This is a genomic window from Nocardioides sp. NBC_00850 (genome assembly GCF_045207335.1).
Lineage (GTDB): Bacteria > Actinomycetota > Actinomycetes > Propionibacteriales > Nocardioidaceae > Nocardioides.
Genome location: NZ_CP108845.1, coordinates 4,219,025 through 4,244,116, shown reverse-complemented (window position 1 = coordinate 4,244,116; position 25,092 = coordinate 4,219,025). Strand labels below are relative to the sequence as shown.

Below are 25,092 nucleotides of genomic sequence, written 5' to 3'. Positions count from 1 at the left end.
GAAGGCAGGAGACCCAGGTGACGCCGCAGGACCGGGCACAGGACGTACTGGCACCACCCGCGAAGGCGGCCATCTTCCTCACCGTGACTGTCAGGGACGGGAAGGAGCAGGAGGCGCGCGACGCGCTCGCGGACGTCGCCGGGATCACCCGCGCGATCGGCTTCCGCATCCCGGAGGCGGCGCTCAGCTGTGTGGTCGGCATCGGGGCGGAGGCATGGGACCGGCTGTACGCCGCTCCGCGCCCGGACGGGCTGCACCCGTTCCGCCCGCTGGCGGGGGAGAAGCACGTGGCGGTCTCCACGCCCGGCGACCTGCTCTTCCACCTACGTGCCGGACGCCCTGATCTCTGTTTCGAGCTCGGCCGCCAGCTGATGGTGCTCTTCGACGGGCTCGTCGACTGCGTCGACGAGGTCCACGGCTTCCGCTACTGGGACGAGCGTGACCTGCTCGGCTTCGTCGACGGCACCGAGAGCCCCACGGCGGCAGCCGAGTCCGGTCCGGCAGCGCTGGTCGGTTACGACGGGGCCGACCCCGAGGAGACGTACGCAGGCGCCAGCTACGTCATCGTCCAGAAGTACCTCCACGACCTCGACGCCTGGGACAAACTCACGGTCGAGGAGCAGGAGCTGGTCGTCGGCCGCAAGAAGCTCAGCGACATCGAGCTGGCCGACTCGGTCAAGCCCGACGACTCCCACGTCGCGCTCAACACCATCACCGATCCCGACGGCACCGAACGCGCGATCGTGCGCGACAACATGCCGTTCGGAGCGGTGGGGACAGGGGAGTTCGGGACGTACTTCATCGGCTACGCCGCCGACCCGAGCGTGACCGAGGAGATGCTGCGGAACATGTTTCTGGGGCGTACGCCCGGCCGGCACGACCGAATCCTCGACTTCTCCACGGCCGTCACCGGATGCCTCTTCTTCGTTCCGCCCGCGGCCTTCCTCGAGGACCCCGATCCGTTCCTCGCCCCGACCGCACGGCCCGAGGAACCAGAACCGGAGCCGGCCGTCGACGGCTCGCTCGGCATCGGAAGCTTGGCGCACAGCGCCGGAAGGAGTGATCACGCATGAGGAACCTTCATCGGGAGCTCGCCCCCATCTCCGAGTCCGCTTGGGGGCAGATCGAGGAGGAGGCACGGCGTACGTTCAAGCGGCTGATCGCCGGCCGCCGCGTCGTCGACGTGGTCGGCCCGTCGGGCAGCGAGCTCGCGGCCGTCGGCACCGGTCACCTCACGCCCCTCGAGGCGCCGGCCGACGGGGTGGTTGCGCGTCAGCGGCAGGCTCAGCTCCTCGTCGAGCTGCGAGCCCCGTTCCGGGTCACCCGTGGGGCCGTCGACGACGTCGAGCGCGGTGCCCAGGACTCCGACTGGCAGCCGGTCAAGGACGCCGCCACCGCGATCGCCGGCGCCGAGGACCAGGCGATCTTCCACGGGTCCGCGGCTGCCGGGATCTCCGGCATCGCCCCGGCCAGCTCCAACACGCCGGTGCCGCTGCCCTCCGACCCGCGGCAGGTGCCCGACGCGGTCGCCAAGGCGGTCAGCGCGCTGCGGCTGGCCGGTGTCGACGGACCGTACGACCTGCTGCTCTCCGCGGAGGCCTACACCGCCGTCTCGGAGACGACCGACCACGGCTACCCGATCCTGCACCACCTGGCGCGGCTGCTCGACGGTGAGATCGTCTGGGCGCCGGCGCTGGAGGGCGCACTGCTGGTCTCGACCCGCGGTGGCGACCACGAGCTCCATCTCGGGATGGACCTGTCCATCGGCTACACCTCCCACGACGCCGAGGGCATCGAGCTCTACCTCGAGGAGTCGCTGACGTTCTTCGCCTACACGGCGGAGGCGAGCGTTCCTCTGCCGGTCGGCTGAGCGGACAAGGGCGGTGGCCGCGGTGAGTGCGATCGGGGGAAAGCCTGAGGCGACCATGGCGCCTGCGGCGCGCACCGACCGGGTCCTGGTCGCGGCCGCGCTGGTGGCGGCGGGCTGGGGCGCCAACCAGTTCACGCCATTGTCGGTGGTCTACCGGCTCGAGGCGGGCTGGTCGACGATGTCGGTCGTCGAGGTGTTCACCGTCTACCTGGCCGGTCTGGTCCCGGCGCTGCTCCTCGGCTGCCGGACCGCCGACAGGTTCGGCCACCGCAGGGTCGTACGCATCGCCCTGGCGATCACCGCCGCCGCGAGCCTCCTCCTGGCCCTGGCCGAGGTGTCTGCCGAGGTCGTCGTCGCGAGCCGGCTGGCGACCGGGGTCGCGGCCGGGCTGATCGTCTCGGCCGGTGCCGCGTGGCTACGCGCGCTCTCGCCGGGCGCCGACCGCGGCGCACGCTTCGCCGTGTACGCCACCGGCGCCGGCTTCGCCCTCGGGCCGCTGCTCGCGGGCACCCTCGCCGCCTGGCTCCCGGCGCCGTCCGTGGTCCCGTGCCTGGTGCACGGCGGCTTCGCGCTGCTGGTGCTCGCGCTGACCGCCCGCATCCCGGAGATGTGCTCGATACCCGGGCCGCCGCCCGTCGCGCCGGCGAGCGACCGCTGGTCGGCCATCACCCACCCGCGCTTCGTCGGGATCGTGCTGCCCGCCAGCCCGGCGATCTTCGCGGCGGTCACGGTCTCCTACGTCGTCCTCCCGCCGTTCGTCCTCGACCGCGTCCGCGACCACGCGCCGCTCTTCAGTGGCCTGGTCGCCGCGGTCACGCTGCTGGTCGGGCTGGCGGTGCAGCCGCTAGCGGCGAAGATCGACCGTCCCGGAACGGCCCGGGCAACCCTCGTCGCGATGGGCACCGTGGTCATCGGGCTCCTGCTCGGCGCCCTCGCCATCGAGGAGGTCTCGCCGCTCCTGGTCCTCGGCGCGGCGGTCTTCCTCGGCGCCGGCTACGGCCTGACCCTGGAGTCCGGGCTGGCCGAGATCGGGCGCCTCGCCCCGCCCGGCGCGCTGCCGACGGTGTCGGCTCTGTTCCAGGGCGTGGCCCACAGCGGCTTCCTGGCACCACTCCTGCTGGCGGTCATGGCGAGGTCCGCGTCATACCCTGAACTCCTAGCGGGCTTGGCCCTGATCGGCCTCATCCTGCTCATCGGCGCAGCCGTGCACGCCGCCAGGCACGCCCACCATGACCCCTCACGACCCGACCCCACACCACAGGAGCTGACATGGGAAGAGTGACAGTTGGACGGCCCGTGCTGCGGGTACGCGACGGCGTCATCTCGCGGCGGCCGGACACGCTGGCCGCGGAGGAGCCGATGGAGATCAGGGTCAACGGGCGACCGCTGACCGTCACGATGCGCACCCCCGGGGGCGACTTCGACCTGGCCATCGGCTTCCTGGTCAGCGAGGGCGTCGTGCACTCCGCCGACGACGTCGCGAGCGTCCGCTACTGCGCCGGCGCCACCGCCGACGGCGGCAACACCTACAACGTGGTCGACGTCGGCCTGGCAGCGCACGTCCCGCCGCCCGACGCCTCCCTCGAGCGCAGCTTCTACACGACATCCTCGTGCGGGCTGTGCGGGAAGGCGTCGCTCGAGGCGGTGCGTACCTCCTCGGCCTGGTCGGTCGCCGAGGACACCCTCCACGTCACGCCCGAGCTCCTGACCACCCTCCCGGAACGGCTGCGGGAGTCGCAGCGTGTCTTCGACAGCACCGGCGGTCTGCACGCGGCCGGCCTCTTCGACGCGGACGGCAACCTGCTCTGCGTACGCGAGGACGTCGGCCGCCACAACGCGGTCGACAAGGTCATCGGGCACGCGCTGCGCGAAGGTCTGGTACCGCTGCGCAACAGCATGCTGATGGTGAGCGGCCGGGCCTCCTTCGAGCTCGTCCAGAAGGCCGTGATGGCCGGCATCCCGCTGCTCGCCGCCGTCTCGGCCCCCTCCTCGCTCGCCGTCGACCTGGCCGACGACAACGGCCTGACCCTGGTCGGTTTCCTGCGCGGATCCTCGATGAACATCTACGCAGGAACCGACCGCATCGAGGCCGTCCCCGTCGGCTGAGTCCCGTCGACTGAGCGTCAGCTGCTGCTCGGGGTGACCCGGACCTTGAGGTTCTTCATCAGCGGCTGGTCGCTCTGGACGCTGTAGTCGCTGGCCCCGATCAGTACGTTCATCTCCGGCATGTAGCCCGCGGCGCTGCCGCGAGGAAGGTCGTAGCGCAGGGCGCGGTAGCCGCGAAGCGACCGGACACTGCCGTCCTTGGCGGTGGCGACGATGTCGACCAGCGAGCCCTCCGTGATCCCGCGCGTGCGCATGTCGTCCTCGTGCATGAGGATCAACGTACGCAGGTTCTTGATGCCCCGATAGCGGTCGTCGTCGGAGTAGATCGTGGTGTTCCACTGGTCGTGGGAGCGCATCGTCTGGAGCACGAGCACGTCGTCGTCGGCCGGGATCACGTCCGGCAGCGGCGACGCCAGGAACTCCGCCTTGCCGGTGGGGGTGTGGAAGACCAGCTCGCGGGCGGGCTGCTTGAGCCGGAACCCCAGCGGGAGGCGGACCCGGCGGTTGAAGTCCTCGAACCCGATCAGGGCCTTGGCCATGACGTCCCGGATCCGGTCGTAGTCCTCGACCCACGCCTCCCACGGGCTGGTGCTCGAGGGCAGGGTCGCCCGCGCCATTCCGGCGATGATCGCGGGCTCGGAGAGCAGGTGGGGTGAGGCGGGCCGCTTCATCCCGCGTGAGAGGTGGACCATGCTCATCGAGTCCTCGACGGAGGTCTCCTGGAGACCAGCGGTCTGGTGGTCCTTCTCGGTGCGGCCCAGGCAGGGGAGGATGAGCGCCTTGCGGCCGTGGACGAGGTGGCTGCGGTTGAGCTTGGTGCTCACCTGGACGGTCAGCTCGCAGCTGCGCAGGCCGCTGGCGGTGTAGACGGTGTCGGGGGCGGCCATGACGAAGTTGCCGCCCATGCCGACGAAGACCTTGACGTCGCCCTCGTTCATGGCCCGCATGACGCCGACGGTGTCGAGGCCGCGCTTCCGCGGCGGGGTGATGTCGCAGACCTCGCCCAGCCGGTCGAGGAACGCGGCGGACGGCTTGTGGTCGATGCCGCAGGTGCGGTTGCCCTGGACGTTGCTGTGGCCGCGTACGGGGGAGGGGCCGGCGCCCTCGCGGCCGAGGTTGCCGCGCAGGAGGAGGACGTTGACGATCTCGCGCACGGTGTCGACGCCGTGCTCGTGCTGGGTCACGCCGAGGCACCAGCTGATCAGCGTACGGTCGGAGGCGGAGTAGACGGCGGCCGCCTTGCGGATGTCGGCCTCGCTGAGCCCGGCCTGGTGGGTGAGGTCGGCCCAGGAGGTCGTCTCGACCAGGGACCGGTAGGCCTCGAAACCCGAGGTGTATCGCTCGATGAACTCGACGTCGAGCGCCTTCGGGTCGGTGCGGTGCTCCTCGAGCAGCGTCTTGGCCATCCCACGAAGGAGGGCCAGGTCGCCACCGGGGCGGACCTGCAGGTTGAGGGTGCTGGTGCGGGTGGCCTTGTTGAGCGCCATGTCGACGAACTCGTGCGGGATGATCGCCTTGCGGGCGGCCGCCTCGACCAGCGGGTTGATGTGCACGATCTGGGCGCCGCGGTCGTACGCCTCGGTCAGCGCGGTGAGCATCCGGGGCGCGTTGGAGGCCGCGTTGACGCCGAGGATGAAGAGCGCCTCGGCGGTCTCCCAGTCCTCGAGGTCCGCGGTACCCTTACCGGTGCCGAGCGCGGCGGTGAGGGCTCGCCCCGAGGCTTCGTGGCACATGTTGGAGCAGTCGGGCAGGTTGTTGGTGCCGAACTCGCGTGCCCACAGCTGGTAGAGGAACGTGGCCTCGTTGCCGAGCCGGCCCGAGGTGTAGAACGCGGCCTCGTCAGGGCCGTCGAGCCCGCGCAGGGTCTCGCCGACCAGCGCGAAAGCGTCGGCCCAGCTGACCGGGACGTAGCGGTCGCTCGCCTCGTCGTAGACCAAGGGTTCGGTCAGCCGGCCCTGATCCTCGAGCTCGAAGTCGGACCAGGTCTCCAGCTCCGAGACCGTGTGGGCGGCGAAGAAGTCGCGGTCGACGCGCTTGCTCGTCATCTCCCAGACGACGTGCTTCATACCGTTCTCGCACAGGTCGAGCTTGAGCCCCTTCAGGTCGTCGGGCCAGGCGCAGCCGGGACAGTCGAACCCGTCGTTCTCGTGGTTCATCTTGAACATCGCCCTGGTCCCAGAGGCGATGGCGTGCTCGCGGCCGAGCACCTTCATGACCGAGGTCGCCGCACCCCAGCCGGCTGCCGGATGGTGGTAGTCGCGTTGCTTCCACTCACCCGTGGGCACGGGCCCCTCGCCGGAGGTGTCCTGGTCGACCATCTCGCGCTCCTGTGCATGTCGTGACCGCGGGCGCGCCGGGCGGCCTCGCCTCGTTCTCGACGTTAATCCCGCCGGGCCGTCATCGCGAGCGTCGACGTGGCCGGCGGCGCGATCGTGTCGTCTCCGACAGCCTCGGCGGTGGTCGGCGACAAGCAGCCCTCTCTTGACAGAGTTTTGAAATCTAATACGATTTAAAAAACGGCAGATCGGAGTAGCTGATGAGCGGTGCCATCCCCACGGATCGCAACCTGTACGAAGAGGACCACGAGGCGTTCCGGGAGACCGTCCGCGCGTTCGTGGACAAGCACGCGGCCCCCAACGCCGAACGCTGGAGCAGGGAGGGCAAGGTCGACCGCTGGCTGTTCACCGAGGCCGCGAAGGCCGGCGTGCTCGGCTTCAACATCCCCGAGGAGTTCGGCGGGGGAGGCACCCGCGACTTCCGTTTCAACGCGATCCTCGGCGAGGAGCTCGCCCGACACCCGGTCTCCGACGGCCTCGCCGGCGTCGGGCTCTCCAACGACATCGTGATCCCCTACTTCACCGATCTGACCGACGACGAGCAGAAGCGCCGCTGGCTCCCGGGCATCGCCGCCGGCGAGCTGGTCGTGGCGGTCGCGATGACCGAGCCCGGCACCGGCTCGGACCTCTCCGGCATCCGCACGTCGGCGGTCAGGGACGGCGACGACTACGTCGTCAACGGCTCCAAGGTGTTCATCTCCAACGGACAGAACGCCGACCTGATCGTCACCGCGGTGCGCACGGGCGAGGACCCTCACAAGGGCATCAGCCTCCTCGTTGTCGAGGCCGACAGCCCGGGCTTCAAGCGCGGCCGCAACCTGGAGAAGGTCGGGCTGCACGCGCAGGACACCAGCGAGCTCTTCTTCGAGGACGTACGCGTCCCGGTGGCCAATCTGCTCGGAGAGGAGGGCAGCGGGTTCCTCGGCCTGATGCGCAACCTGCCTCAGGAGCGGATCTCGATCGCCGCCAACGCGGTCGCGGCCTCCGAGGGCGTGCTCGAGCGCACCCTGACGTACGTCAAGGAGCGCCAGGCCTTCGGCAAGCCGATCGGGTCGTTCCAGAACACCCGGTTCGAGCTGGCCGACATGGTCACCGCCGTCCGGGTCAGCCGCTCCTACATCGACGACCTCCTCGCCCGGCACTCCCGCGGCGAGCTGAGCGCCGTCGACGCCGCAGCCGCGAAGTTCTGGGCCACCGAGCAGTACGTCCAGATCGTCGGCCGCTGCGTCCAGCTGCACGGCGGCTACGGCTACATGCTCGAGTACCGGATCGCGCAGGACTACCTCGACTCCCGCATCACCACCATCTACGGCGGCACGACCGAGATCATGAAAGAGATCGTCGGCCGCGACCTCGGACTGTGATCAGGAGCCGGTGACCGTCCGTCGCACCATGTCCTGGGCGACGGCGATCACCTCCTCGAGAGGGCGGACCTCGGGCCGCCACCACTCGAGGACCCAGTTGAGCGAGCCGAGCAGGAGCATCCGGAAGGTCGTGGCGTCGAGGTCGTCGCGGATCGCGCCCTCCTTCTTGGCCGCGTCGAAGAGGTCACGCCAGTAGTGGCTGTAGAGCGACTCCTCGGCGGCAGGCCGATCCCGCAGCGCCTCGGGCACGTGCCGGGCGTTGCGGATCGAGGCGGTCGCGTAGTCGGAGATCTCCAGCTCGTAGCGGAGGTGGGCGTCGATGGCGGTCATGATCCGGTCGAGGGGAGCGGTCCCGTCGGGGAGCGCCGCGACGACCTCCTCGACGTGGATGCGGACGTCGTGCGCGCCGGCCCACATGACCTCCTCGACCAGCTCGTCGCGGGAGGCGAAGTAGTAGTAGATCGCCGGTGCCTGGACTCCGGCCACGTCCGCGACCTCGCCCAGGCGCATCCCGGCGTACCCTCTCTGCGAGAGCACGGTCGCCGCCGCGTCCAGGATGCGTTTGCGGGTCTTCTCCGACTTCGATGCCACGGGGAAATTCTAATACAGATTCAGTTTCGTGGCGCCAATCACATCCGGAGTCACATTCGCGCTGCGCCGTCGGCGATCGCCCGGCGAATCCGCGGATAGGTGCCGCAGCGGCAGATGTTGCGGATCGTATCGAGGTCGGCGTCGGTGACGGTGCGCCTCTCCGCCGAGACCCGCCGCACCAGGTCGACGGCGGCCATGATCTGGCCCGGTTGACAGTAGCCGCACTGGGCCACGTCGTGGTCGAGCCATGCCTGCTGCATCGGGTGCAGTCCGTCGGGCCCCTCGTCGACGGTCGCGGGGAGCCCCTCGATCGTGGTGACCTCGTCGTCGGGTCCCAGGTCGGACACAGGAACGGCGCACGGGTTGAAGGCGCGGCCGTTGAGGTGCGAGGTGCAGGCCTTGCATACGTTGATCCCGCAGCCGTACTTGGGACCGGTGACTCCGAGCAGGTCGCGGAGCACCCAGAGCAGGCGTACGTCGTCCTGGACCTCGACCTTGATCTGCTCGCCGTTGACCCGGAAGGTGTGGGTGGGCACGTGCCCTCCTTGTGGATTCAGTCTCTCAATCGATGTGGTCGAGGCCGTCGGTCGGCGAGGCCGGCACTGGCGGGACGGTCGGCTTGGGCTCGAAAGCGAGCGTGTCGTGGTTGATCGGGAAGTCGGTGGGCATCGTTCCGGTCGCCCGGCCGTACGCACAGGCGACCGCTGCCATCGAGGCGGCCACGCCGAGCTCGCCGGCGCCACCGGGCTCGCCGGAGCCGGGCACGATGACGACGCGTACGTCCGGCGGGGTGTTCCACTGCCGGGTGTAGAAGTAGTTGTCCCAGCTCGCCTCGAGGAAGTGCCCGTCGCGCAGGTGCAGGCTGGAGGTGAGCGTCTGGGCGATACCGTCCATCAGGCAACCCATCATCTGCGCCTCCAGACCGCGGGGGTTGACCACGGTGCCGACGTCGACGGCGATGACCGCCTTGGTGACCCGAGGGCCGGTCACGGCGTCGCGGATCTGGCGGTCGACGGTCTCCGCGCGGCAGTCGATCTCGACCAGCACGGCGCTGGTGGAGTGGTACTCACCGTGGAAGGCGATGCCCTGGGTGACCCCGTTCGGGAGCGTACGTCCCCACTCGCCGGCCTCGGCGACCCGGTCCAGGACCGCGCGGTCGCGGGCGTTGCGCAGGTGGTCGCGCCGGAAGCGGTACGGGTCCCTGCCGGTCCTGGCGGCGAGTCGGTCGACGATCAGCTCGCGGGCACAGGTCATGTCGGGGGAGTAGACGTTGCGCATCGAGCCGGTGTTGAACCCGGTGTCGGTCTCGTTGAGCACCCGGGTCGCGGGCCCGAGGTTGTAGGGCATGTTCTGGGAGAGCTGGAAGAAGACCTCGGAGAAGGCCCGGTCACCCACCGGCAGCTGCGCGGCGAGCGACGTGATGATCTCTCCGAGGCCATGGCCGAGGTCGGTCGAGACGCTGGTGTGGGACTGCTGATAGGCGAGCACCGTGCTGCCGGCGTACGCCGCCCGCACCCGTGACCTCGCCATCGGATGGGCGCGGCCCTGACGAGAGTCGTCGGCCCGATGCCACATGAGCTTGACCGGCTTGCCCAACTTCTGGGAGACCTCGGCCGCCTCCAGTGCGGCATCGAAGAAGAGCCGGCGGCCGAACGACCCGCCGCCCTCGGTGACGTGCACCTTGACCGCCGGGACCGGCAGGCCGAGCCGGGCGGCGATGGTCTCCTGGGCGACGATCGGCGACTTCAGGGACGACCAGATCTCGGCTCGGTCGCGACGTACGTCGGCGATGGCGCAGTTGGTGTCGAGGGCGCTGTTGGAGCGGAACCGGAACGTGAAGGTGGCCTCCACCGTGGGGGTCAGCGGTGGCGGCCCCAGCGGCGCCTCGGCGCGTCGCAACTCCTCGAGCACCGCGTCGTCGTCCTTGCCCTCGGCGGTGCCTGCTCCCCAGGTCACCCTCAGCGCCCGAACCGCGTCGATGCACTGGCCGAAGGTGCGTGCCCGGACGGCGACCCCGGTGGAGATCGTGACGACGTCGGTGACGCCGGGCATCGTGCGAACGTCCTCGGCGTTGGCCACCGAGCGGACGGTGCCGTTGATGGTCGGAGGGCGACAGACCATCGTCGGCAGCGCGTCGGGCACCTCGAGGTCCATCGTGAACTTCTTGTGCCCCGTCACGGCGGCCCGGGCGTCGACCCGGTTGCGCGGAGTGCCGATCACCGTGAAGTCGGCGTCGGGCTTGAGGGTCACGTTCACCTGTTCGGTGCGTACGCTCGCGGCCCGAGCCGCCAGGTCGCCGATCGAGATCCGCCGGCTGCCGCCCACGACCACGCCGTCGGTGATCGTCAGCGCCGCGGTGCGGGTGCCGAGCTCGGCCGCGGCGGCCGCCAGCAGTCGGGCGCGGGCGATTCCCGCGGCGACCCGGATCGGGATGTAGGTGGCGATGGTGGTGTTCGACGCGCCGGTGAGCTGGTTGAAGAGCAGCTCGGGCCGGGCGTCGGCGAGGGTGACATGGACCCGGTCGAGCGGCACACCGAGCTCCTCGGCGATCAGCATCGCCGAGGAGGTGGTGATCCCCTGGCCCACCTCGGCGCGAGGGAGCGCGAAGCTCACCGTGCCGTCGGTGCCGACCTCGACGGTGATCAGGCTCGCCGTGGGGATCGTGGCGACCGTCATCATGTCGTTGAGGTCGAGGATCTCGGTCGGCTCGGGCCACGGGATGCCGTCGGTGGCCGGACTGGTCGCCCCGGCGGGCTCGGCCAGGCCGAGCTCGGCCGCCGCGACGAGCGTCGGGGCGGCGAGCACATAGCCGAGGAAGGTGCGTCTGCGCAGCTGCTCCACGGTCAGAAGCCGCGGTTGCCGTCGGGGATGGTGATCGCGGTGCCCTGTCCCTTGGTCAGGTAGAACATCAGGTACCGCCGGGCGACCTCGTCGATGGTCCAGGCCAGCGCCGGCGCCAACGGCAGGCTGACCGCACCCTGGCGGATCTTGATGAACCACGGCCAGGCGGTCCGGATCGCCGACTCCCAGAACGGATGCCGGTCGATGCCGTCCCAGTCGGCGACCCGGTCCCCGACCAGGAACCTGGCCAAAGCGTCCACAGCCGGCCGCGAGAACGAGCCAGGGCTGGTCTGCTCGGCGAGCTGCCCGAGCAAGATGTCGGTCAGAACCACGCCCTCCGAGGTCGGGCCCAGGACCGGGTCGAGCAGCTGGTCGGACTGCTGGTTCGCGGCTGCCCAGGTTGCGGGGATGTACTCGGCGGGGACACCGAGCATGTAGGCGTTGACCTGCCAGTTGTGCAGGTAACCCTCCTTCTGTGCGGAGGTCATGTCCAGATCCCAGTCGACGAGCTTGCGCATCGTCCAGGTCGCCAGGCTGTGCCAGGTGATCAGGATGTCGCCGATCGAGATCGGGATCTGCTGCCCGCCGCTGGTCTCGACCCAGTGCGGCGACTCGGGCAGCAGGTTGCGTACGGCCGCGTGCACCATCCGGGTCTTGACGGCCTGCGCCTGGGCCTTGCCGTCGGGCTCGTACGCGTTGGGGTCACCGACAGCGAAGCCGAGCATGCTGGTCTTGGCGACCCGGTCCTCCATGTCCGCCCCGCCCTTGGAGTAGTAGACAGCTCTGGCCTCACGCGGGATCGCGGTCGAGAGCATCCCACCGCCGGGCCCGTTGCAGAGGTTCAGGAGCAGGCCGTTAGACGTGTTGAACGCCGCGGCGGCGCGCAGCTTGGCCATGTCCGCCCACTCGGGCAGGCGGCGTGCCCGAGCCATCCAGTCACGTACGTCACCGGGCAGCCCGTCGGGGAGCGGCTGGCTGTTGTGGTTCCAGCCGAGGATGGCTGCGTTGATGGCGGGTACGTCGCCACGATCGAGGACGGCGCCCATGAGGTGGTCGATCTCGTCGTCCCACAGCCATTGAGGGTCGATGCCGGTGCCGGTCCCGGCCACGGACAGAGCCGGGTCCCAGGTCCAGGGGACGGCGGCCCGCGCCGCCGCCATGGGGCCGCCCAGGGAGGCGACCGTCCCGGCGGCGATGCTGGAGGCGATCAGGAACTTACGTCGGCTGAGCTCGTGCATGATGCTCCTCGGTCAGCTGGGGTAGTTGGGGTTGTTGCCGGTGGGGATCTCGATGCTGATCTGCTCGCCGCGAGCGAGGAAGAGCAGCACGGCCTTGCGGAGGAACTCGTCGAACATCCAGTAGGTCGGGGGTGCGAGCGAGAGTGGCTGGCCGGACTCGCGGAAGGCGACGAACACGGGCCAGCCGACCTTGATGGTCGTGTCGAGGGCGGGGTGGCGGGGGAGCTCGAGCCACTCGGCGACCTGGTCGCCGAGCATGAACCGGCTCATCGACTCCAGGGCGGGGCGGGTGAAGAGGGTGCCGTCGATCTCGGCGCCGAAGTCGAGCAGGATGTCGGCGAGCGCGACGCCCTCCTCGGTGTGGGCGAGCAGCGGGACCAGCACCTGCTCGCGCTGGCTGAGCGCGTCGGCCCAGGTCGCGGGGATGTACTCGTCGCGGACGCCCAGCATGTGAGCCGTCACCTGCCACACGTGTAGGTAGCCCTCACTGAGGTCGGCGGGCCGCTCGACCTCCCACTCGTCGAGCTTCTGCCACACCGAGGAGGCCAGGCTGTGCCAGGTCACCATGATGTCGCGCTGGCTGATCGGGATCTCCTCGTCGGCGGCCGCCACCCAGTGCGGCGACTGGGGGAGGAGGTGGCGGACGGCAGCGTGGATCAGGCGCGTCTTCACGCAGGTCACGATCATCTCGCCGCGCGGGCCGTAGGGGCCGTCGACGCCGATGTCGTAGCCCAGCTTGGCGGTCTTCTTGATCCGGTCGCGCATGTCGCTGCCGCCGTAGGAGTAGTAGACCGCCCGTGCCTCGCGGGGGATCGCGGTCGACATCATGCCGCTGTTCATCCCGTAGAGGACGCCGAGGTAGAGCCCCCAGCGCTCGGTGAACTCGAAGGCGTCGGCGAGCTTGGCCTGATTCGCCCATGGCGGAAGCTGTCGTGCCGACTCGATGAAGGCGTACAGATCGCTGGGCAGCGAGGTCGGGGTCGGCTGATCGTTGCGTGTCCAGCCGCGCAGGGCGTCGTTGACGGCATCCACGTCGCCGTGCTGAATCAGGTCGGCGACCACCTGGTCGGCCTCGGGGTCCCACACCGTCGCCGGGTCGGCGCCTGCCCCGACCCGTGCGATCGACGCCGATACGGGCCAGGTCCACAGCGGCGCGGTCAACGCGGCGGCGCCTACCGCTCCGCCCGTGATCAAGAGCTTTCGTCTGCTGAGGTCTGCCATTGCCACCACTCCTCATCATCGAGTCCTCGAAGTGATCCGTGTCACTTCGGCCCTGATAGCGTAGAGCCACTATCGGCAAACTGCCAGTAGCAATTGGCAATGTGCCGATAAAGTGTGTCGGGACGGCGTGGCTGGCTCGACTGAGGGAGGATGGGGCGATGGCAACTCCGCGAGTGCGCATGCAGGCCGACCGACGGCGCGACCTGATCGTCGCGGCGGCGGCGCACGTCTTCGCTGAGCGTCGCTACGACGACGTCTCCACCACGGAGCTCGCCCGAGCCTGCGGAGTCAGTCGAGGCTTGCTCAGTCACTACTTCCCGACCAAGCGAGATCTCTACCTCGCCGTCATCGGCCGCTTGGTCGACGTGCCGCGACTCCCGATGCCTGCGTACGTCGAGGGGGCAACCGTCGAGGACCGAATCGGCCGCAGCGTGGCCGAGTGGGTCGACATGGTCGTCGCTCGCAAGGACGCCTGGCTTGCCGTCTCCGGCTTCGTCGGTGAGTCCCGCGATGAGGAGATCTCGAAGATCCTGGAGGACTACATCGAGCGTATGGTGGACCAGATCTGCGAGCTTGCCGGGCTGCATGCGGTCCGTGAGCACCCGGCCGTGAGGACGGCGCTCCACGGCTATTCGGCTTTCGCGACGACTGTGACCCGGCGCTGGCTGCTCAGTGCGGACGCTCCTCGAGGGCATCTGGAGCGGATGCTCGGCGACACGCTGGTCAGTCTGGTCCGGGTCACCGTCCCTGCGCTCACCGGCGACCAGGGCTCGACGCGACCGGGTCCGGCCTCCGCCTGACCCGGTCGGGGGCCTCTGTCCGAGACGACCCTTGCGCTGGAATATGAATCTGTATTAAAAAATGCTGTGACGGAAACCACACAGCATGGTTCCGACAGGGAGAGGGAGACCGATGACCGACAGAGTTGCGCAGGCCCCGGCCTGGACGTTCCGCAGTCACTGGATGAGCCAGACCGCCGGTCATGCGGTGATGCGGCCGAATGCGACGGCCTTGCGCTTTCTCGGCGTGGACACCACCTGGCAGCAGCTGCACGAGCGATCGCTGCGTTTCGCCGGCGCGCTGCGGGAGCGCGGCGTCCAGCAGGGCGACCGGGTGATCCTGCTGACCCTCAACCGGCCCGAGTTCGTCGAAGCGGTCTTCGGGATCAACAGCCTCGGTGCGATCGCGGTGCCGGTCAATGCTCGCCTGGCTCCGCCCGAGATCGTCGGCCTGGTCGAGGACAGCGGCGCGACCGTCATCGTGACCGAGCAGCTCCTCGCCCCGCTGGCCGCGGCCGTCGCCGGCCTCGAGCCCGCCCTCGAGACCCGGATCGTCATCGGAGAAGCCGAGGGGATGGAGGCGTACGAGAGCCTGGTGGAGGCCAACGAGCCGATCGAGCTCGGCGACATCTCCGAGGACTCGGTGGCGCTGATCATGTACACCTCGGGCACCACCGGGAAGCCCAAGGGCGCGATGTTGACGCATCACAACATGCAGATGCAGGCGCTGACCTGCATCCGCGCCAACGACGTCGGCGACGAGTCCGACATCGCGTTCATGACCGCGCCGTTCTTCCACATCGCCGGGCTGGGCTCGCTGGCGGCCAACTTCGTGCTCGGCATCCCGAGCGTGATCCATCCCCTCGGCGCCTTCGACGCGGGCGAGGTCGTCGACGCCTGGGAGCGCGAGGGCGCCACCGTCGTCTTCAACGTGCCCCAGCAGTGGCAGGCGATCTGTGCGCTGCCGGGCATCAAGGAGCGTGACCTGAAGCTGCGGGTCATCTCCTGGGGCGCCGCCCCGGCCTCGGAGACCCTGCTCGAGGCGATGGCCGACACCTTCCCGAACGCGCTCAACGTGGCCGTCTTCGGGCAGACCGAGACCTCGCCGATCACCTGCGTGCTGCGTGGGGAGGAGTCGCTGCGCAAGCTCGGCTCCGTCGGCCGGCCGATCCCGACGATCCAGTACCGGATCGTCGACGGCGAGATGAACGATGTGGCCGTCGGAGAGGTCGGCGAGATCGTCTACCGCGGCCCCTCGGTCACCCGGGGCTACTGGAACAACCTCGAGGCCACCGAGAAGGCGTACGTCGGTGGCTGGTTCCACTCCGGCGACCTCGTCCGCCAGGACGAGGAGGGCTTCGTCTGGGTCGTCGACCGCGCCAAGGACATGATCATCAGCGGCGGCGAGAACATCTACAGCGCCGAGGTCGAGAACGCGATCCACGCCCACCCGGCGGTGCTGGAGGCGGCCGTCGTCGGCCGCAGCGACGAGCGCTGGGGCGAGGTGCCGGTGGCGTACGTCGTGCCGAAGCCGGATGGGTCGATCGACCTCGAGAGCCTCAACGAGTTCCTGACCACCCGGCTGGCCCGGTTCAAGCTTCCCAAGGACCTCGTCCTGCTCGAGGTGCTGCCGCGCAACGCCGGTGGCAAGGTCCGCAAGACCGAGTTGCGGACCCAGGGCTGAGGCGGGCCGTGTTCCCCGGAGTCTGGGCCGCTCGCACCCCCGAGAAGCCCGCCATCGTGATGGCGGGCTCGGGTCGGGTGCTCACCTACCAGGAGCTGGAGGAGCGCAGCCTCCGACTGGCGCGTCACCTGCACGCCCGCGGGCTGCGGCGCGGCGACGTGGTCGCGCTGCTGACCGACAACCGGCCCGAGGCCTACGAGGTCTACTGGGCGGCGCTGCGCTCCGGGCTCTACGTCACCGCCGTCAACAGCCACCTCTCCGCCGACGAGGTCGCCTACATCGTCACCGACTGCGGCGCGAAGGCCCTTGTCGCCTCGGCCGACGTCCCTGCCGTCGCGACGTTGGATGTCGAGGTGGCCCACCGGCTGGCCTTCGGCGGCGAGGTGGCCGGCTATGCCTCCTACGAGTTGGCGCTGGCGACCGCGGGCGAGGGTCCGTTCACCGAGTCCCACGGCGACGACCTGCTCTACTCCTCGGGCACGACCGGGCGCCCGAAGGGGATCAGGTCACCGTTGCCGGAGATCACGGTCGGCGAGCCGGGGTATGTGTACCCGCTCGTCTTCGGCACCACGTACGCCTTCGACGACTCCTCGGTCTATCTCTCGCCGGCACCGGTCTACCACGCGGCGCCGCTGCGGTTCGGCGGCGTGGTGCACGCCTACGGCGGGACCCTGGTGATGATGGAGCGCTTCGACGCCGAGCAGGCTCTCGCCACGATCGAGCGCTACGGCGTCACACACACCCAGATGGTGCCGACGATGTTCGTGCGGATGCTCAAGCTGCCCGAGGACGTACGCCGCTCCTACGACGTCGCCTCGCTGCGGTGCGTGGTGCACGCCGCCGCGCCCTGTCCGGTCGAGGTCAAGCGCCGGATGATCGAGTGGTTCGGCCCGATCATCGAGGAGTACTACGCCTCCACCGAGGGCATGGGCGCGACCGCGATCGACTCCGCGACCTGGCTGGAGCATCCCGGCTCCGTCGGCCAGCCGATCATCGGCGTCCCGCACATCGTCGGCGAGGACGGGCGTGAGGTCGGTCCTGGCGAGGTCGGGGCGATCTACTTCGAGCGCGACGACCGCAGCTTCGCCTACCTCGGTGACGCCACCAAGACCGACGCCGCCAAGCACCCGGAGCATCCGTCGTGGACGACGGTAGGCGACGTCGGCTATCTCGACGAGGACGGGTTCCTCTACCTCACCGACCGAGTTGCGTTCACCATCATCAGCGGCGGCGTGAACATCTACCCGCAGGAGATCGAGGATCTCTTCAGCCTCCATCCGGCCGTCGCCGACATCGCCGTCATCGGTGTCGCGGACGATGAGATGGGGGAGCGGGTCGCCGCCTTCGTCCAGCCCGCCCCGGACGCCGCTGCCGGTCCCGAGCTCGCGGAGGAGCTCACCGTGTACGCGCGTGACCGGATCGCCCACTACAAGGTCCCGCGCGAGATCCACTTCCGTGACTCGCTCCCGCGGACGCCCACCGGGAAGATGGTCAAGCGCCGCCTGCGCGAATGACTCGAACGAGTTGAGTACGTGGACTCAGGCGGTGAGGGTGCGTCGGCGGCCAGACTGCTGCCATGCCCGAGACCGAACGCGCCACCCGGCGCCCGCGCTTCGCCCTGCTGCGCCACCACCTGCTCGCGCCGGCCGCCTCGTGCTTCCTGGGCGTCCTGAGCCTGGCGACGGTGCTCTGCTTCCACTTCCCGGAGCTGCTGACCACCCGTGAGTTCCGCGCCGTCTACACCGAGGACTTCGCGCGTACGCTGCTGCTCGTCGGCCTGGCGGCCGCATTCTTCGCCGGCACGATCGCGGTGCTGCGCGACCAGCACAAGCGGATGGCCTTCATCGGCGTCGGGACAGCGACCGCCGCGGTGCTGCTCGGCGGCACAGAGGTCCCGTTCGACGGCCCGGTCGAGGACTCGCCGTTCTCGCTCGGCCTCGACTGGTTCGTGCTCGCCCTGTTCTTCTCCGCGCTGGTCTTCATCCCGCTCGAGCACGCCTTCGCCCGCCGCCCGGTGCCGGTCTTCCGACCGGGGTGGCGCACCGACGCCTGCTACTTCTTCATGAGCCACGTCCTGGTCCAGCTCATCCTGATCCTGGTCACCACCTCGACGTCGCTGGTGGTCTCGTCGGTGAAGGTGCCGGGCGTACAGGCCTGGATCGACGGCCTGCCGTTCCTCGTGGCCTTCCTGCTCGCAGTCTTCCTCGCCGACCTCGCCCAGGCGGTGCTGCACCGCTGCTACCACCGGATCATGGTGCTGTGGCGCTTCCACGCGGTGCACCACTCCAGCCCCGAGCTCGACTGGCTGGCCGGCTCCCGGGTGCACTTCGTCGAGACCGTGCTGACCCGCAGCATCGTGCTGCTGCCGCTGCTGTTCCTCGGCTTCTCGACCTCGGTCGTCAACGCGTACGCCGTGCTGGTCGGCATCCAGGCGGTCGTCGCGCACGCCAACCTCGGCATCCGCTTCGGCTGGTTGGAGTACCTCATCGTGCTGCCGCGCTACCACCACTGGCACCACGCCCGTCACCTCGACTACTGGGACCGCAACTACGCCATCCACCTGCCGGTGATCGACATGCTGATGGGCTCCTTCAAGCTCCCGCGCGACGGCAGCTGGCCCGAGGAGTACGGCGTCCTCAAGCGCGAGACCGTCCCTGTGGGGATCGTCGCTCAGCACGTCGCCCCGTTCCTCGGCCAGCGGACCTTCGACGAGTACGTCCGCTGACGCGGCGCGACGGTCTCCAAGCAAAGGCGCTGTGGCAAGATTCCCGCCATGAAACCTGCGGCTGTTCTCATGGACATGGACGGCACTCTGGTGGACACCGAGCCCTACTGGATCGCTGCGGAGTACGCCATCGCCGAGCGCTTCGGGGCGACCTGGTCCGAGGAGCAGGCGATGGAGCTGGTCGGCAACGCGCTGATCGAGTCGGCGCGGCTGGTCAAGGAGGGCATGGGCCTTCCTCACGAGCCGGAGGAGATCGTCGAGATGCTCCTCGACGGCGTCGTCGAGCAGGTCGAGCGCGAGGTCCCGTGGCGGCCGGGGGCACGCGAGCTGCTCACCGACCTGTTCGAGCAGGGTGTGCCGTGCGCGCTGGTGACGATGTCGTACGCCCGGTTCGTCGGCCCCATCCTCCAGGAGCTCCCGGAGGGCACCTTCAAGGTGATCGTCACCGGTGACATGGTCCGCAACGGCAAGCCCCATCCCGAGCCCTACCTCACCGCGGCCGCCGCCCTCGGTGTCGCGGCCGAGGACACCATCGCGGTCGAGGACTCCAACACCGGCGCCCGCTCTGCCGAGGCCGCCGGCTGCACCGTCCTGGTGGTCGAGAACCATGTCCCCGTCGCCCCCGGCGAGCGCCGGGTCTTCCGCGACACGCTCGAGGGATTGACGTACGCGGACCTGGCCGGTCTCGACGCCGACCTCGGCTGACCGCGACCTCCGACATGGACCGGCAGGCCGCTCCTGGCTGCGCCAGTGGTGATGAGCGACCTGCCGGTCCCTGTTCGCTGATCGATCAGTGACCGATCATCTCCTGGGGCCTAGATGATGACGACATGTTGGCCTCGTGACACCCAGGTGCCCCGCTCACCCCAATAGGTGTCGACCGGGAAGCTGATGCTCGCCCCCTCGGGCTCCCTGAGCGTCTTGCAGGTGGCGCCGGAGGTGCCGCCGGTGGGCCAGTAGGTGTTGCGGTCCTCGAGGAAGCGGACGCTCCGAACGCTGCGGCGTCCCTCGGTGTTGTAGGCGAAGAAGCAGAGCTTGTTCGTGCTGTCGGTGTACTTGACCCAGCCATCGCCGTACGTCCAGGACTTGTCGGCTGCCGAGGCGGGAGCGGCGCCCACGGTGGCCGCGCCTACGGCAACCAGCGGAAGCAGGCAGGCCGCGACCGCGAGGCGGCTTCGTCCGCGCGTCATCACGGGCACCCGGCAGCGTCCGCGCTGCCACCGGTCTGGGTCCTGGTGAAGTAGGTGCCGTCCTTGCGGCGCAGGCCGACCGTGGTCGAGCAGCGGTAGATGTTGGTGAACGAGATCCGATCCCCGCCGGTCGTGTAGTAGTAGGGAGAGGTGATGACGGGGCCGTTGATCGTTCTCACGTACTTCACCCGGACGCGCATCTTGCAGCCGCTGGTGTCGGGTCCCCAGTAGACGTCGATGTCTGTGGCACGGGGAAAGGGCCCCTTGTAGAGCAGCGTCTGAGCGCGGGAGCTTGTGCAGTCGTTGGTGCGTAGCTCGGTGAGTGTTTGGCCGTCGTGGTAGAGCACGACATCCCCCGCCTGAGCGTTGGCGGGGCTGCCGAGCAGGCCGGTTATCAGCAGCGCACCGACCAAGGCCACTGCGATCCGAAGTATCTTCATCGTTCTCCGATCGGGTCGGGTCCTGGTCTTCTCCAGGCTCCTTGAGACGGAGCCTGGGGGTCGACCGCGTCGGCCAAAACCCGTACCAATCCCGTACGTCACCTCATCCCGTACATGGCCATCCGGCGGCCATTTCCAGGCCAATTTCTGTCCATGCTCACCTCATCTCCTGTCCACCTTCAGCGCCGCCTTCGCTGCGGCCCGAGGGGCGGAGTGGCTTGTATGAGGGTGCCCGGCGATCGGACGGGGTGGTCGACCCCCTCGTGGTGACGGGTCTGCCGGAGGCACCTACTAATGTGACCTTCCGTGGGCCACATCCAGATCACTCCGTCCATCCTGAACGCCGACTTCGCAGCCCTCGGGGCGGAAGTTGCCCGGATCCCCAGCGCCGACTGGGTCCATGTCGACGTGATGGACAACCACTTCGTGCCCAACCTGACCTTCGGTCCGGCGATGGTCGAGGCGCTCGCACGGTCCACGGACACGCCGCTCGATGCCCACCTGATGATCGAGAACGCCGACCGCGAGGCCCCGGCGTACGTCGAGGCCGGCTGCGGCTCGGTGACCTTCCACGTCGAGGCCACCAAGGCCCCGGTCCGGTTGGCCCGCGAGATCCGTGCCAAGGGCGCGCGCGCCTCGATGGCGCTCAAGCCGGCGACCCCGATCGAGCCCTACGAGGACATGCTGGCCGAGCTCGACATGGTGCTGCTGATGACCGTCGAGCCCGGCTTCGGCGGGCAGAAGTTCCTCGACCTGGTGCTGCCCAAGATCCGCCGTGCGAGGGCGATGATGGACAAGGCCGGCGTCGAGACCTGGCTGCAGGTCGACGGCGGCGTCTCGCTGGAGACCATCGAGCGCTGCGCCGAGGCCGGGGCCGACGTCTTCGTCGCCGGCTCTGCCGTCTATTCGGCCGCCGACCCGGATGCGATGGTCAACGCGCTGCGCGACAAGGCCGTCTCAGCAGTCGACGCCTGATCCGGTCTCGTGCCACGTGTGTGGCACACTGGTCGTAGACGAGCTTGTGCTCGCGTGCTCTGGGGTCGGTGAAATTCCGAGCCGGCGGTGACTGGATCCCTCTACAAATTGTGGGGTTCAGAAGTCCGCGACCCGATGGCAGCCAGTCATCGGTTGACCAGGTGAAACTCCTGGACCGACGGTTAAAGTCCGGATGGGAAGACGCACGCAGCCCGATTCGTCGTGACCGCCCTGGAGCAACAGGGCGCGGCGCGATGTCTCGGCCTGACCCCGGAGTCCGTGAGACGGACCAGAGGGGATCAGATGAAGTGCTTGGACCAGCGTGACCCGGAGCCGGGAGCGATGCGTCGTGCCCTGGAGTTGGCCGCTGCGATCGGCGCCCCGGGACCTGCCATCTACCCGAACCCACGGGTGGGCTGCGTACTCCTGGCGCCTGACGGATCGATGATCGCCGAGGGCTACCACCGCGGGCCCGGCACGCCGCACGCCGAGGTCGATGCGCTGGCGAAGGCCGGTGAGGCTGCTCGGGGAGCGACCGCAGTCGTGACGCTCGAGCCGTGCAACCACACCGGCCGCACCGGCCCCTGCTCGCAGGCGCTGATCGAGGCCGGCGTCACCCGCGTCGTCTACGCGCAGGCCGACCCCAACCCGGTCGCCGCCGGCGGTGCCGCCACGCTGAAGCAGGCGGGCATCGAGGTCGAGCAGGGCCTGTACGCAGCGGAGTCCCGTGAGCTCAACCGGGTCTGGACCCGGGCGGCCGAGCTGCAGCGCCCCTACGTCACCTGGAAGTTCGCCACCACCCTCGACGGGCGCAGCGCCGCCGCCGACGGCACCTCGCGATGGGTCTCCTCGCGCGCCGCGCGGCTCGACACCCACAAGCTGCGGGCGCTGAGCGACACGATGCTGGTCGGGACCAACACGGTCGAGGTCGACGACCCCGCGCTGACGGTCCGTGACCTCGAGGACCGGCCGGTCGGCGTACAGCCTCTCCGGGTCGTCATGGGGGAACGCGACCTTCCCGAGGACCGCCGGATCTTCGACGCGCAGGCGCCGTCCCTGCACCTCCGTACGCGCGATCCGCACGAGGCGCTCGCCGCGCTGTGGGAGCGCGAGCGCCGCCATGTCTTTCTCGAGGGCGGGCCGACGCTGGCCGCGGCCTTCCTGGACGCCGGCCTCGTCGACGAGATCGTCGTCTACGTCGCCCCGTTCCTGCTCGGCGCCGGTCGCTCGGCCGTCGCCGACCTCGGGATCACCACCATCTCCGACGCCTTCCGGCCGCGGGTGCGTTCTGTCGACGTGCTCTCTCCGGCCGCACCGGGCGAGGAGCCGAACGTTCGCCTGATTTTAGAACCACACAGCATTCTGGAACCACAGAAAGGGGAGCAGTGATGTTCACCGGGATTGTTGAGGAGCTCGGCACCGTCGCCGGGATCGAGGACCAGGGCGACGCCGTACGCCTGACCATCTCCGCCGCCACCGTGCTGTCGGACGCCGAGCTGGGAGCCTCCATCGCGGTCAACGGCTGCTGCCTGACCGTCGCCACTCTGGGCGAGAACGAGTGGACCGCCGACGTGATGCTGGAGACGCTCAAGCGCACCAGCCTGCACGCGCTCTCGGTAGGCGACCAGGTCAACCTGGAGCGCGCCGTCACCCCGAGCACCCGGCTCGGTGGCCACATCGTCCAGGGCCACGTCGACGGCGTCGGGCGCGTCGTCTCCCGTGAGCCCAGCGAGCACTGGGAGGTCGTCACGATCTCCCTGGAGCCCGAGCTGGCGCGCTACGTCGTCGAGAAGGGCTCGATCGCGGTCGACGGGATCAGCCTCACTGTCGTCTCCGTGACCGACGATGCGTTCACGGTCAGCCTCATCCCCGAGACCCTGGCGCGTACGTCGCTCGGGTTCCGGGCCGTCGGCGACGAGGTCAACCTCGAGACCGACATCATCGCCAAGCACGTCGAGAAGCTTCTGGGAGGGGTTCAGCCGTGAGTATCGAGCACAGCAGCATCGAGAACGGCACCGAGCAGTACGTGGGGGTCCGGCTGGATCCGGTCGAGAACGCTATCGCCGACCTGGCGGCCGGCAAGCCGGTCGTGGTCGTCGACGACGAGGACCGGGAGAACGAGGGCGACCTGATCTTCTCCGCCGAGCTGGCGACCCCGGAGGTGATGGCGTTCGCGATCCGTTGGTCCTCGGGCGTGATCTGCGTGGCGCTTCCGGGGGAGCGGCTCGACGCTCTCGACCTGCCGCCGATGACTCGTGTCAACGAGGACCGCAAGCAGACCGCCTACGCGGTCTCGGTCGACGCCCGCGAGGGCGTCTCGACCGGCATCTCGGCGGCCGACCGGGCGCTCACGACCCGGCTGCTCGCCGGTCCGTCGTCGGTGGCGGGTGACCTGACCCGGCCCGGCCACGTCTTCCCGCTGCGGGCACGCGACGGGGGAGTGCTGGTGCGGGTCGGTCACACCGAGGCCGCGGTCGACCTGACCCGGCTGGCCGGTTTGGAGCCCGCCGGTGCGCTGGTCGAGCTGGTCAACGACGACGGCACCATGCAGCGCGCGCCGCAGCTGCGGGAGTTCGCCGACGAGCACGGTCTCGCGATGATCTCGATCGCCGACCTGGTCACCTACCGGCGGCGTACCGAGGTGCTGGTCGAGCGGCGCGCGGTGACGCGGCTGCCAACAGAGTTCGGTGACTTCACTGCGTACGGCTATCGCACCATCGACGACGACGTCGAGCACGTCGCGCTGGTCTACGGCGACATCGCCGGATGCGATCCGGTGCTCGCGCGAGTGCACTCGGAGTGCCTGACCGGGGATGTCTTCGGGTCACGGCGCTGCGACTGCGGCCCGCAGCTGCGGGAGGCTCTCTCGCGGATCGCGGCGGAGGGCTGCGGTGTGGTGGTCTACCTGCGCGGCCACGAGGGCCGCGGGATCGGGCTGCTCGCCAAGCTGCAGGCCTACCAGCTCCAGGACGGCGGTCGCGACACCGTCGATGCCAACCTCGATCTCGGTCTGCCGGCTGACGCGCGACACTACGGCGCCGCCTCCCAGATCCTGCGCGACCTCAAGGTCGACTCGGTACGTCTGATGACCAACAACCCCGAGAAGGTGAGTCACCTGGAGGCGTACGGTGTCGAGGTCGCCGAGCGGGTCCCGCTCACCCCGCGGCCCAACGAGCACAACCTCGCCTACCTGTTGACCAAGCGTGACCGGATGGGTCACGCGCTGCCCGATCTGTCTGAGGAGAACCGATGAGTGGCAAGGGAGCCCCGACCCCTGAGGTCGTCGACGCGAGCGACCTGCGGGTCGCCGTCGTGGCCGCGCGCTGGCACGACGAGGTGATGGCCGGCCTGCTGAACGGCGCCGAGCGAGCACTGAAGGACGCCGCAGTCGGCGGCCTGACGGTCGTCCGGGTCCCGGGCGCCTTCGAGCTTCCGGTCGCCGCGGCCGCGCTCGCCAAGTCGGGCTACGACGCCATCGTCGCGCTGGGCGTGGTCATCCGCGGTGGCACCCCGCACTTCGACTACGTCTGCTCGGCCGCCACCGACGGACTGAACCGGATCGCGATCGACCACCTCATCCCCGTCGGTTTCGGCCTGCTGACCTGCGACAACGAGGAGCAGGCGCTCGACCGGGCCGGGCTCGAGGGGTCCAGCGAGGACAAGGGCTACGAGGCCGCCGCGGCGGCCATGGAGACCGCGCTCGCCCTGCGCGACTGCGTGCGCCACTACTGA

23 protein-coding genes and 1 riboswitch are annotated in these 25,092 nt (G+C 69.5%); of the genes, 15 read left to right on the top strand and 8 right to left on the bottom strand.

Going from position 1 to position 25,092, the window contains the following annotated elements:
* Window positions 1-17: 17 nt before the first annotated feature.
* Genes OH802_RS20630 through fdhD form a run of 4 tightly spaced genes read left to right on the top strand, consistent with a single transcriptional unit; the run spans window position 18 to window position 3,976 of the window.
* Window positions 18-1,073, top strand: a complete 1,056-nt coding sequence (locus OH802_RS20630; RefSeq protein ID WP_406021581.1) for a Dyp-type peroxidase — start codon at window positions 18-20, stop codon at window positions 1,071-1,073.
* Window positions 1,070-1,870: a family 1 encapsulin nanocompartment shell protein gene (locus tag OH802_RS20625; RefSeq protein WP_406021579.1), complete on the top strand. Its 801-nt coding sequence runs from the start codon at window positions 1,070-1,072 to the stop codon at window positions 1,868-1,870. Before OH802_RS20630 ends, OH802_RS20625 begins: the two co-directional genes overlap by 4 nt.
* Window positions 1,871-1,892: 22 nt before the next feature.
* Complete coding sequence (locus OH802_RS20620; RefSeq protein WP_406021577.1) at window positions 1,893-3,152, top strand: MFS transporter; 1,260 nt, start codon at window positions 1,893-1,895, stop codon at window positions 3,150-3,152.
* Window positions 3,140-3,976: a formate dehydrogenase accessory sulfurtransferase FdhD gene (gene fdhD / locus OH802_RS20615; RefSeq protein ID WP_406021575.1), complete on the top strand. Its 837-nt coding sequence runs from the start codon at window positions 3,140-3,142 to the stop codon at window positions 3,974-3,976. Before OH802_RS20620 ends, fdhD begins: the two co-directional genes overlap by 13 nt.
* Before the next feature lie 17 nt (window positions 3,977-3,993).
* On the opposite strand, the gene OH802_RS20610 is transcribed toward fdhD, so the two are convergent.
* Window positions 3,994-6,294, bottom strand: a complete 2,301-nt coding sequence (locus OH802_RS20610; protein ID WP_406021573.1) for an FdhF/YdeP family oxidoreductase — start codon at window positions 6,292-6,294, stop codon at window positions 3,994-3,996.
* Window positions 6,295-6,512: 218 nt separating this feature from the next.
* Between OH802_RS20610 and OH802_RS20605 the strand changes: the two genes are divergently transcribed.
* Window positions 6,513-7,676, top strand: coding sequence for an acyl-CoA dehydrogenase family protein (locus OH802_RS20605; protein ID WP_406021571.1), 1,164 nt, complete (start codon window positions 6,513-6,515; stop codon window positions 7,674-7,676).
* On the opposite strand, the gene OH802_RS20600 is transcribed toward OH802_RS20605, so the two are convergent.
* Genes OH802_RS20600 through OH802_RS20580 form a run of 5 tightly spaced genes read right to left on the bottom strand, consistent with a single transcriptional unit; the run spans window position 7,677 to window position 13,567 of the window.
* Window positions 7,677-8,267 (bottom strand): TetR/AcrR family transcriptional regulator, encoded by a 591-nt coding sequence (locus tag OH802_RS20600; protein WP_406021569.1) that lies wholly within the window; start codon window positions 8,265-8,267, stop codon window positions 7,677-7,679.
* Window positions 8,268-8,317: 50 nt separating this feature from the next.
* A complete protein-coding gene (locus OH802_RS20595) occupies window positions 8,318-8,803 on the bottom strand; it encodes a (2Fe-2S)-binding protein (RefSeq protein ID WP_406021567.1) in 486 nt (161 codons plus the stop codon).
* A gap of 25 nt (window positions 8,804-8,828) precedes the next feature.
* Window positions 8,829-11,108 carry a molybdopterin cofactor-binding domain-containing protein gene (locus OH802_RS20590; protein ID WP_406021565.1) on the bottom strand — a complete coding sequence of 760 codons (2,280 nt, stop codon included), beginning with the start codon at window positions 11,106-11,108 and terminating at the stop codon, window positions 8,829-8,831.
* Between the two features lie 2 nt (window positions 11,109-11,110).
* Complete coding sequence (locus OH802_RS20585) at window positions 11,111-12,346, bottom strand: oxygenase MpaB family protein (protein ID WP_406021563.1); 1,236 nt, start codon at window positions 12,344-12,346, stop codon at window positions 11,111-11,113.
* A 12-nt stretch (window positions 12,347-12,358) separates the two neighbouring features.
* Window positions 12,359-13,567, bottom strand: a complete 1,209-nt coding sequence (locus OH802_RS20580; RefSeq protein ID WP_406021561.1) for an oxygenase MpaB family protein — start codon at window positions 13,565-13,567, stop codon at window positions 12,359-12,361.
* A gap of 158 nt (window positions 13,568-13,725) precedes the next feature.
* Here OH802_RS20580 and OH802_RS20575 point away from each other — a divergent pair, with 158 nt between their 5' ends.
* From OH802_RS20575 to OH802_RS20555, 5 genes are all read left to right on the top strand, one after another.
* Window positions 13,726-14,367, top strand: coding sequence for a TetR/AcrR family transcriptional regulator (locus OH802_RS20575; RefSeq protein WP_406021559.1), 642 nt, complete (start codon window positions 13,726-13,728; stop codon window positions 14,365-14,367).
* Window positions 14,368-14,479: 112 nt separating this feature from the next.
* Window positions 14,480-16,030, top strand: a complete 1,551-nt coding sequence (locus tag OH802_RS20570; protein ID WP_406021557.1) for an AMP-binding protein — start codon at window positions 14,480-14,482, stop codon at window positions 16,028-16,030.
* Between the two features lie 8 nt (window positions 16,031-16,038).
* Window positions 16,039-17,544 carry an acyl-CoA synthetase gene (locus OH802_RS20565; protein WP_406021555.1) on the top strand — a complete coding sequence of 502 codons (1,506 nt, stop codon included), beginning with the start codon at window positions 16,039-16,041 and terminating at the stop codon, window positions 17,542-17,544.
* Window positions 17,545-17,606: 62 nt separating this feature from the next.
* On the top strand, window positions 17,607-18,755 hold the full coding sequence (locus OH802_RS20560) for a sterol desaturase family protein (RefSeq protein ID WP_406021553.1): 1,149 nt from the start codon (window positions 17,607-17,609) through the stop codon (window positions 18,753-18,755).
* 48 nt (window positions 18,756-18,803) lie between these two features.
* Window positions 18,804-19,460 (top strand): HAD family hydrolase, encoded by a 657-nt coding sequence (locus OH802_RS20555; RefSeq protein WP_406021551.1) that lies wholly within the window; start codon window positions 18,804-18,806, stop codon window positions 19,458-19,460.
* A 110-nt stretch (window positions 19,461-19,570) separates the two neighbouring features.
* Here the strand turns inward: OH802_RS20555 and OH802_RS20550 are convergent, their stop codons facing one another.
* Entirely contained in the window at window positions 19,571-19,945 is a 375-nt protein-coding gene (locus tag OH802_RS20550) for a hypothetical protein (protein WP_406021549.1), read from the bottom strand.
* Window positions 19,945-20,385 carry a hypothetical protein gene (locus OH802_RS20545; RefSeq protein ID WP_406021547.1) on the bottom strand — a complete coding sequence of 147 codons (441 nt, stop codon included), beginning with the start codon at window positions 20,383-20,385 and terminating at the stop codon, window positions 19,945-19,947. Before OH802_RS20545 ends, OH802_RS20550 begins: the two co-directional genes overlap by 1 nt.
* A 306-nt stretch (window positions 20,386-20,691) precedes the next feature.
* Here OH802_RS20545 and rpe point away from each other — a divergent pair, with 306 nt between their 5' ends.
* From rpe to ribH, 5 genes are all read left to right on the top strand, one after another.
* Window positions 20,692-21,360, top strand: a complete 669-nt coding sequence (rpe, locus tag OH802_RS20540) for a ribulose-phosphate 3-epimerase (protein ID WP_378819068.1) — start codon at window positions 20,692-20,694, stop codon at window positions 21,358-21,360.
* Window positions 21,361-21,410: 50 nt separating this feature from the next.
* A riboswitch (FMN riboswitch) is annotated at window positions 21,411-21,571 on the top strand.
* Window positions 21,572-21,663: 92 nt separating this feature from the next.
* Window positions 21,664-22,749, top strand: coding sequence for a bifunctional diaminohydroxyphosphoribosylaminopyrimidine deaminase/5-amino-6-(5-phosphoribosylamino)uracil reductase RibD (ribD, locus tag OH802_RS20535; protein WP_406021544.1), 1,086 nt, complete (start codon window positions 21,664-21,666; stop codon window positions 22,747-22,749).
* Window positions 22,749-23,345 carry a riboflavin synthase gene (locus tag OH802_RS20530; RefSeq protein WP_406021542.1) on the top strand — a complete coding sequence of 199 codons (597 nt, stop codon included), beginning with the start codon at window positions 22,749-22,751 and terminating at the stop codon, window positions 23,343-23,345. Before ribD ends, OH802_RS20530 begins: the two co-directional genes overlap by 1 nt.
* The gene (locus OH802_RS20525) at window positions 23,342-24,613 is read left to right on the top strand and encodes a bifunctional 3,4-dihydroxy-2-butanone-4-phosphate synthase/GTP cyclohydrolase II (RefSeq protein ID WP_406021540.1); all 1,272 of its coding nucleotides are present in this window, start codon (window positions 23,342-23,344) and stop codon (window positions 24,611-24,613) included. The genes OH802_RS20530 and OH802_RS20525 overlap by 4 nt, the downstream gene beginning before the upstream one ends.
* Window positions 24,610-25,092: a 6,7-dimethyl-8-ribityllumazine synthase gene (ribH, locus tag OH802_RS20520; RefSeq protein ID WP_350657968.1), complete on the top strand. Its 483-nt coding sequence runs from the start codon at window positions 24,610-24,612 to the stop codon at window positions 25,090-25,092. The genes OH802_RS20525 and ribH overlap by 4 nt, the downstream gene beginning before the upstream one ends.

What these genes read in the sequence shown, in the direction of transcription:
- OH802_RS20625 (WP_406021579.1), top strand. Translation starts at nt 1,070, where the DNA reads ATGAGGAACCTTCATCGGGAGCTCGCCCCCATCTCCGAGTCCGCTTGG.
- fdhD (WP_406021575.1), top strand. Translation starts at nt 3,140, where the DNA reads ATGGGAAGAGTGACAGTTGGACGGCCCGTGCTGCGGGTACGCGACGGC.
- OH802_RS20610 (WP_406021573.1), bottom strand. Translation starts at nt 6,294, where the DNA reads ATGGTCGACCAGGACACCTCCGGCGAGGGGCCCGTGCCCACGGGTGAG.
- OH802_RS20605 (WP_406021571.1), top strand. Translation starts at nt 6,513, where the DNA reads ATGAGCGGTGCCATCCCCACGGATCGCAACCTGTACGAAGAGGACCAC.
- OH802_RS20585 (WP_406021563.1), bottom strand. Translation starts at nt 12,346, where the DNA reads ATGCACGAGCTCAGCCGACGTAAGTTCCTGATCGCCTCCAGCATCGCC.
- OH802_RS20580 (WP_406021561.1), bottom strand. Translation starts at nt 13,567, where the DNA reads ATGGCAGACCTCAGCAGACGAAAGCTCTTGATCACGGGCGGAGCGGTA.
- OH802_RS20575 (WP_406021559.1), top strand. Translation starts at nt 13,726, where the DNA reads ATGGCAACTCCGCGAGTGCGCATGCAGGCCGACCGACGGCGCGACCTG.
- OH802_RS20570 (WP_406021557.1), top strand. Translation starts at nt 14,480, where the DNA reads ATGACCGACAGAGTTGCGCAGGCCCCGGCCTGGACGTTCCGCAGTCAC.
- OH802_RS20560 (WP_406021553.1), top strand. Translation starts at nt 17,607, where the DNA reads ATGCCCGAGACCGAACGCGCCACCCGGCGCCCGCGCTTCGCCCTGCTG.
- OH802_RS20555 (WP_406021551.1), top strand. Translation starts at nt 18,804, where the DNA reads ATGAAACCTGCGGCTGTTCTCATGGACATGGACGGCACTCTGGTGGAC.
- OH802_RS20550 (WP_406021549.1), bottom strand. Translation starts at nt 19,945, where the DNA reads ATGACGCGCGGACGAAGCCGCCTCGCGGTCGCGGCCTGCCTGCTTCCG.
- OH802_RS20545 (WP_406021547.1), bottom strand. Translation starts at nt 20,385, where the DNA reads ATGAAGATACTTCGGATCGCAGTGGCCTTGGTCGGTGCGCTGCTGATA.
- ribD (WP_406021544.1), top strand. Translation starts at nt 21,664, where the DNA reads ATGAAGTGCTTGGACCAGCGTGACCCGGAGCCGGGAGCGATGCGTCGT.
- OH802_RS20530 (WP_406021542.1), top strand. Translation starts at nt 22,749, where the DNA reads ATGTTCACCGGGATTGTTGAGGAGCTCGGCACCGTCGCCGGGATCGAG.
- ribH (WP_350657968.1), top strand. Translation starts at nt 24,610, where the DNA reads ATGAGTGGCAAGGGAGCCCCGACCCCTGAGGTCGTCGACGCGAGCGAC.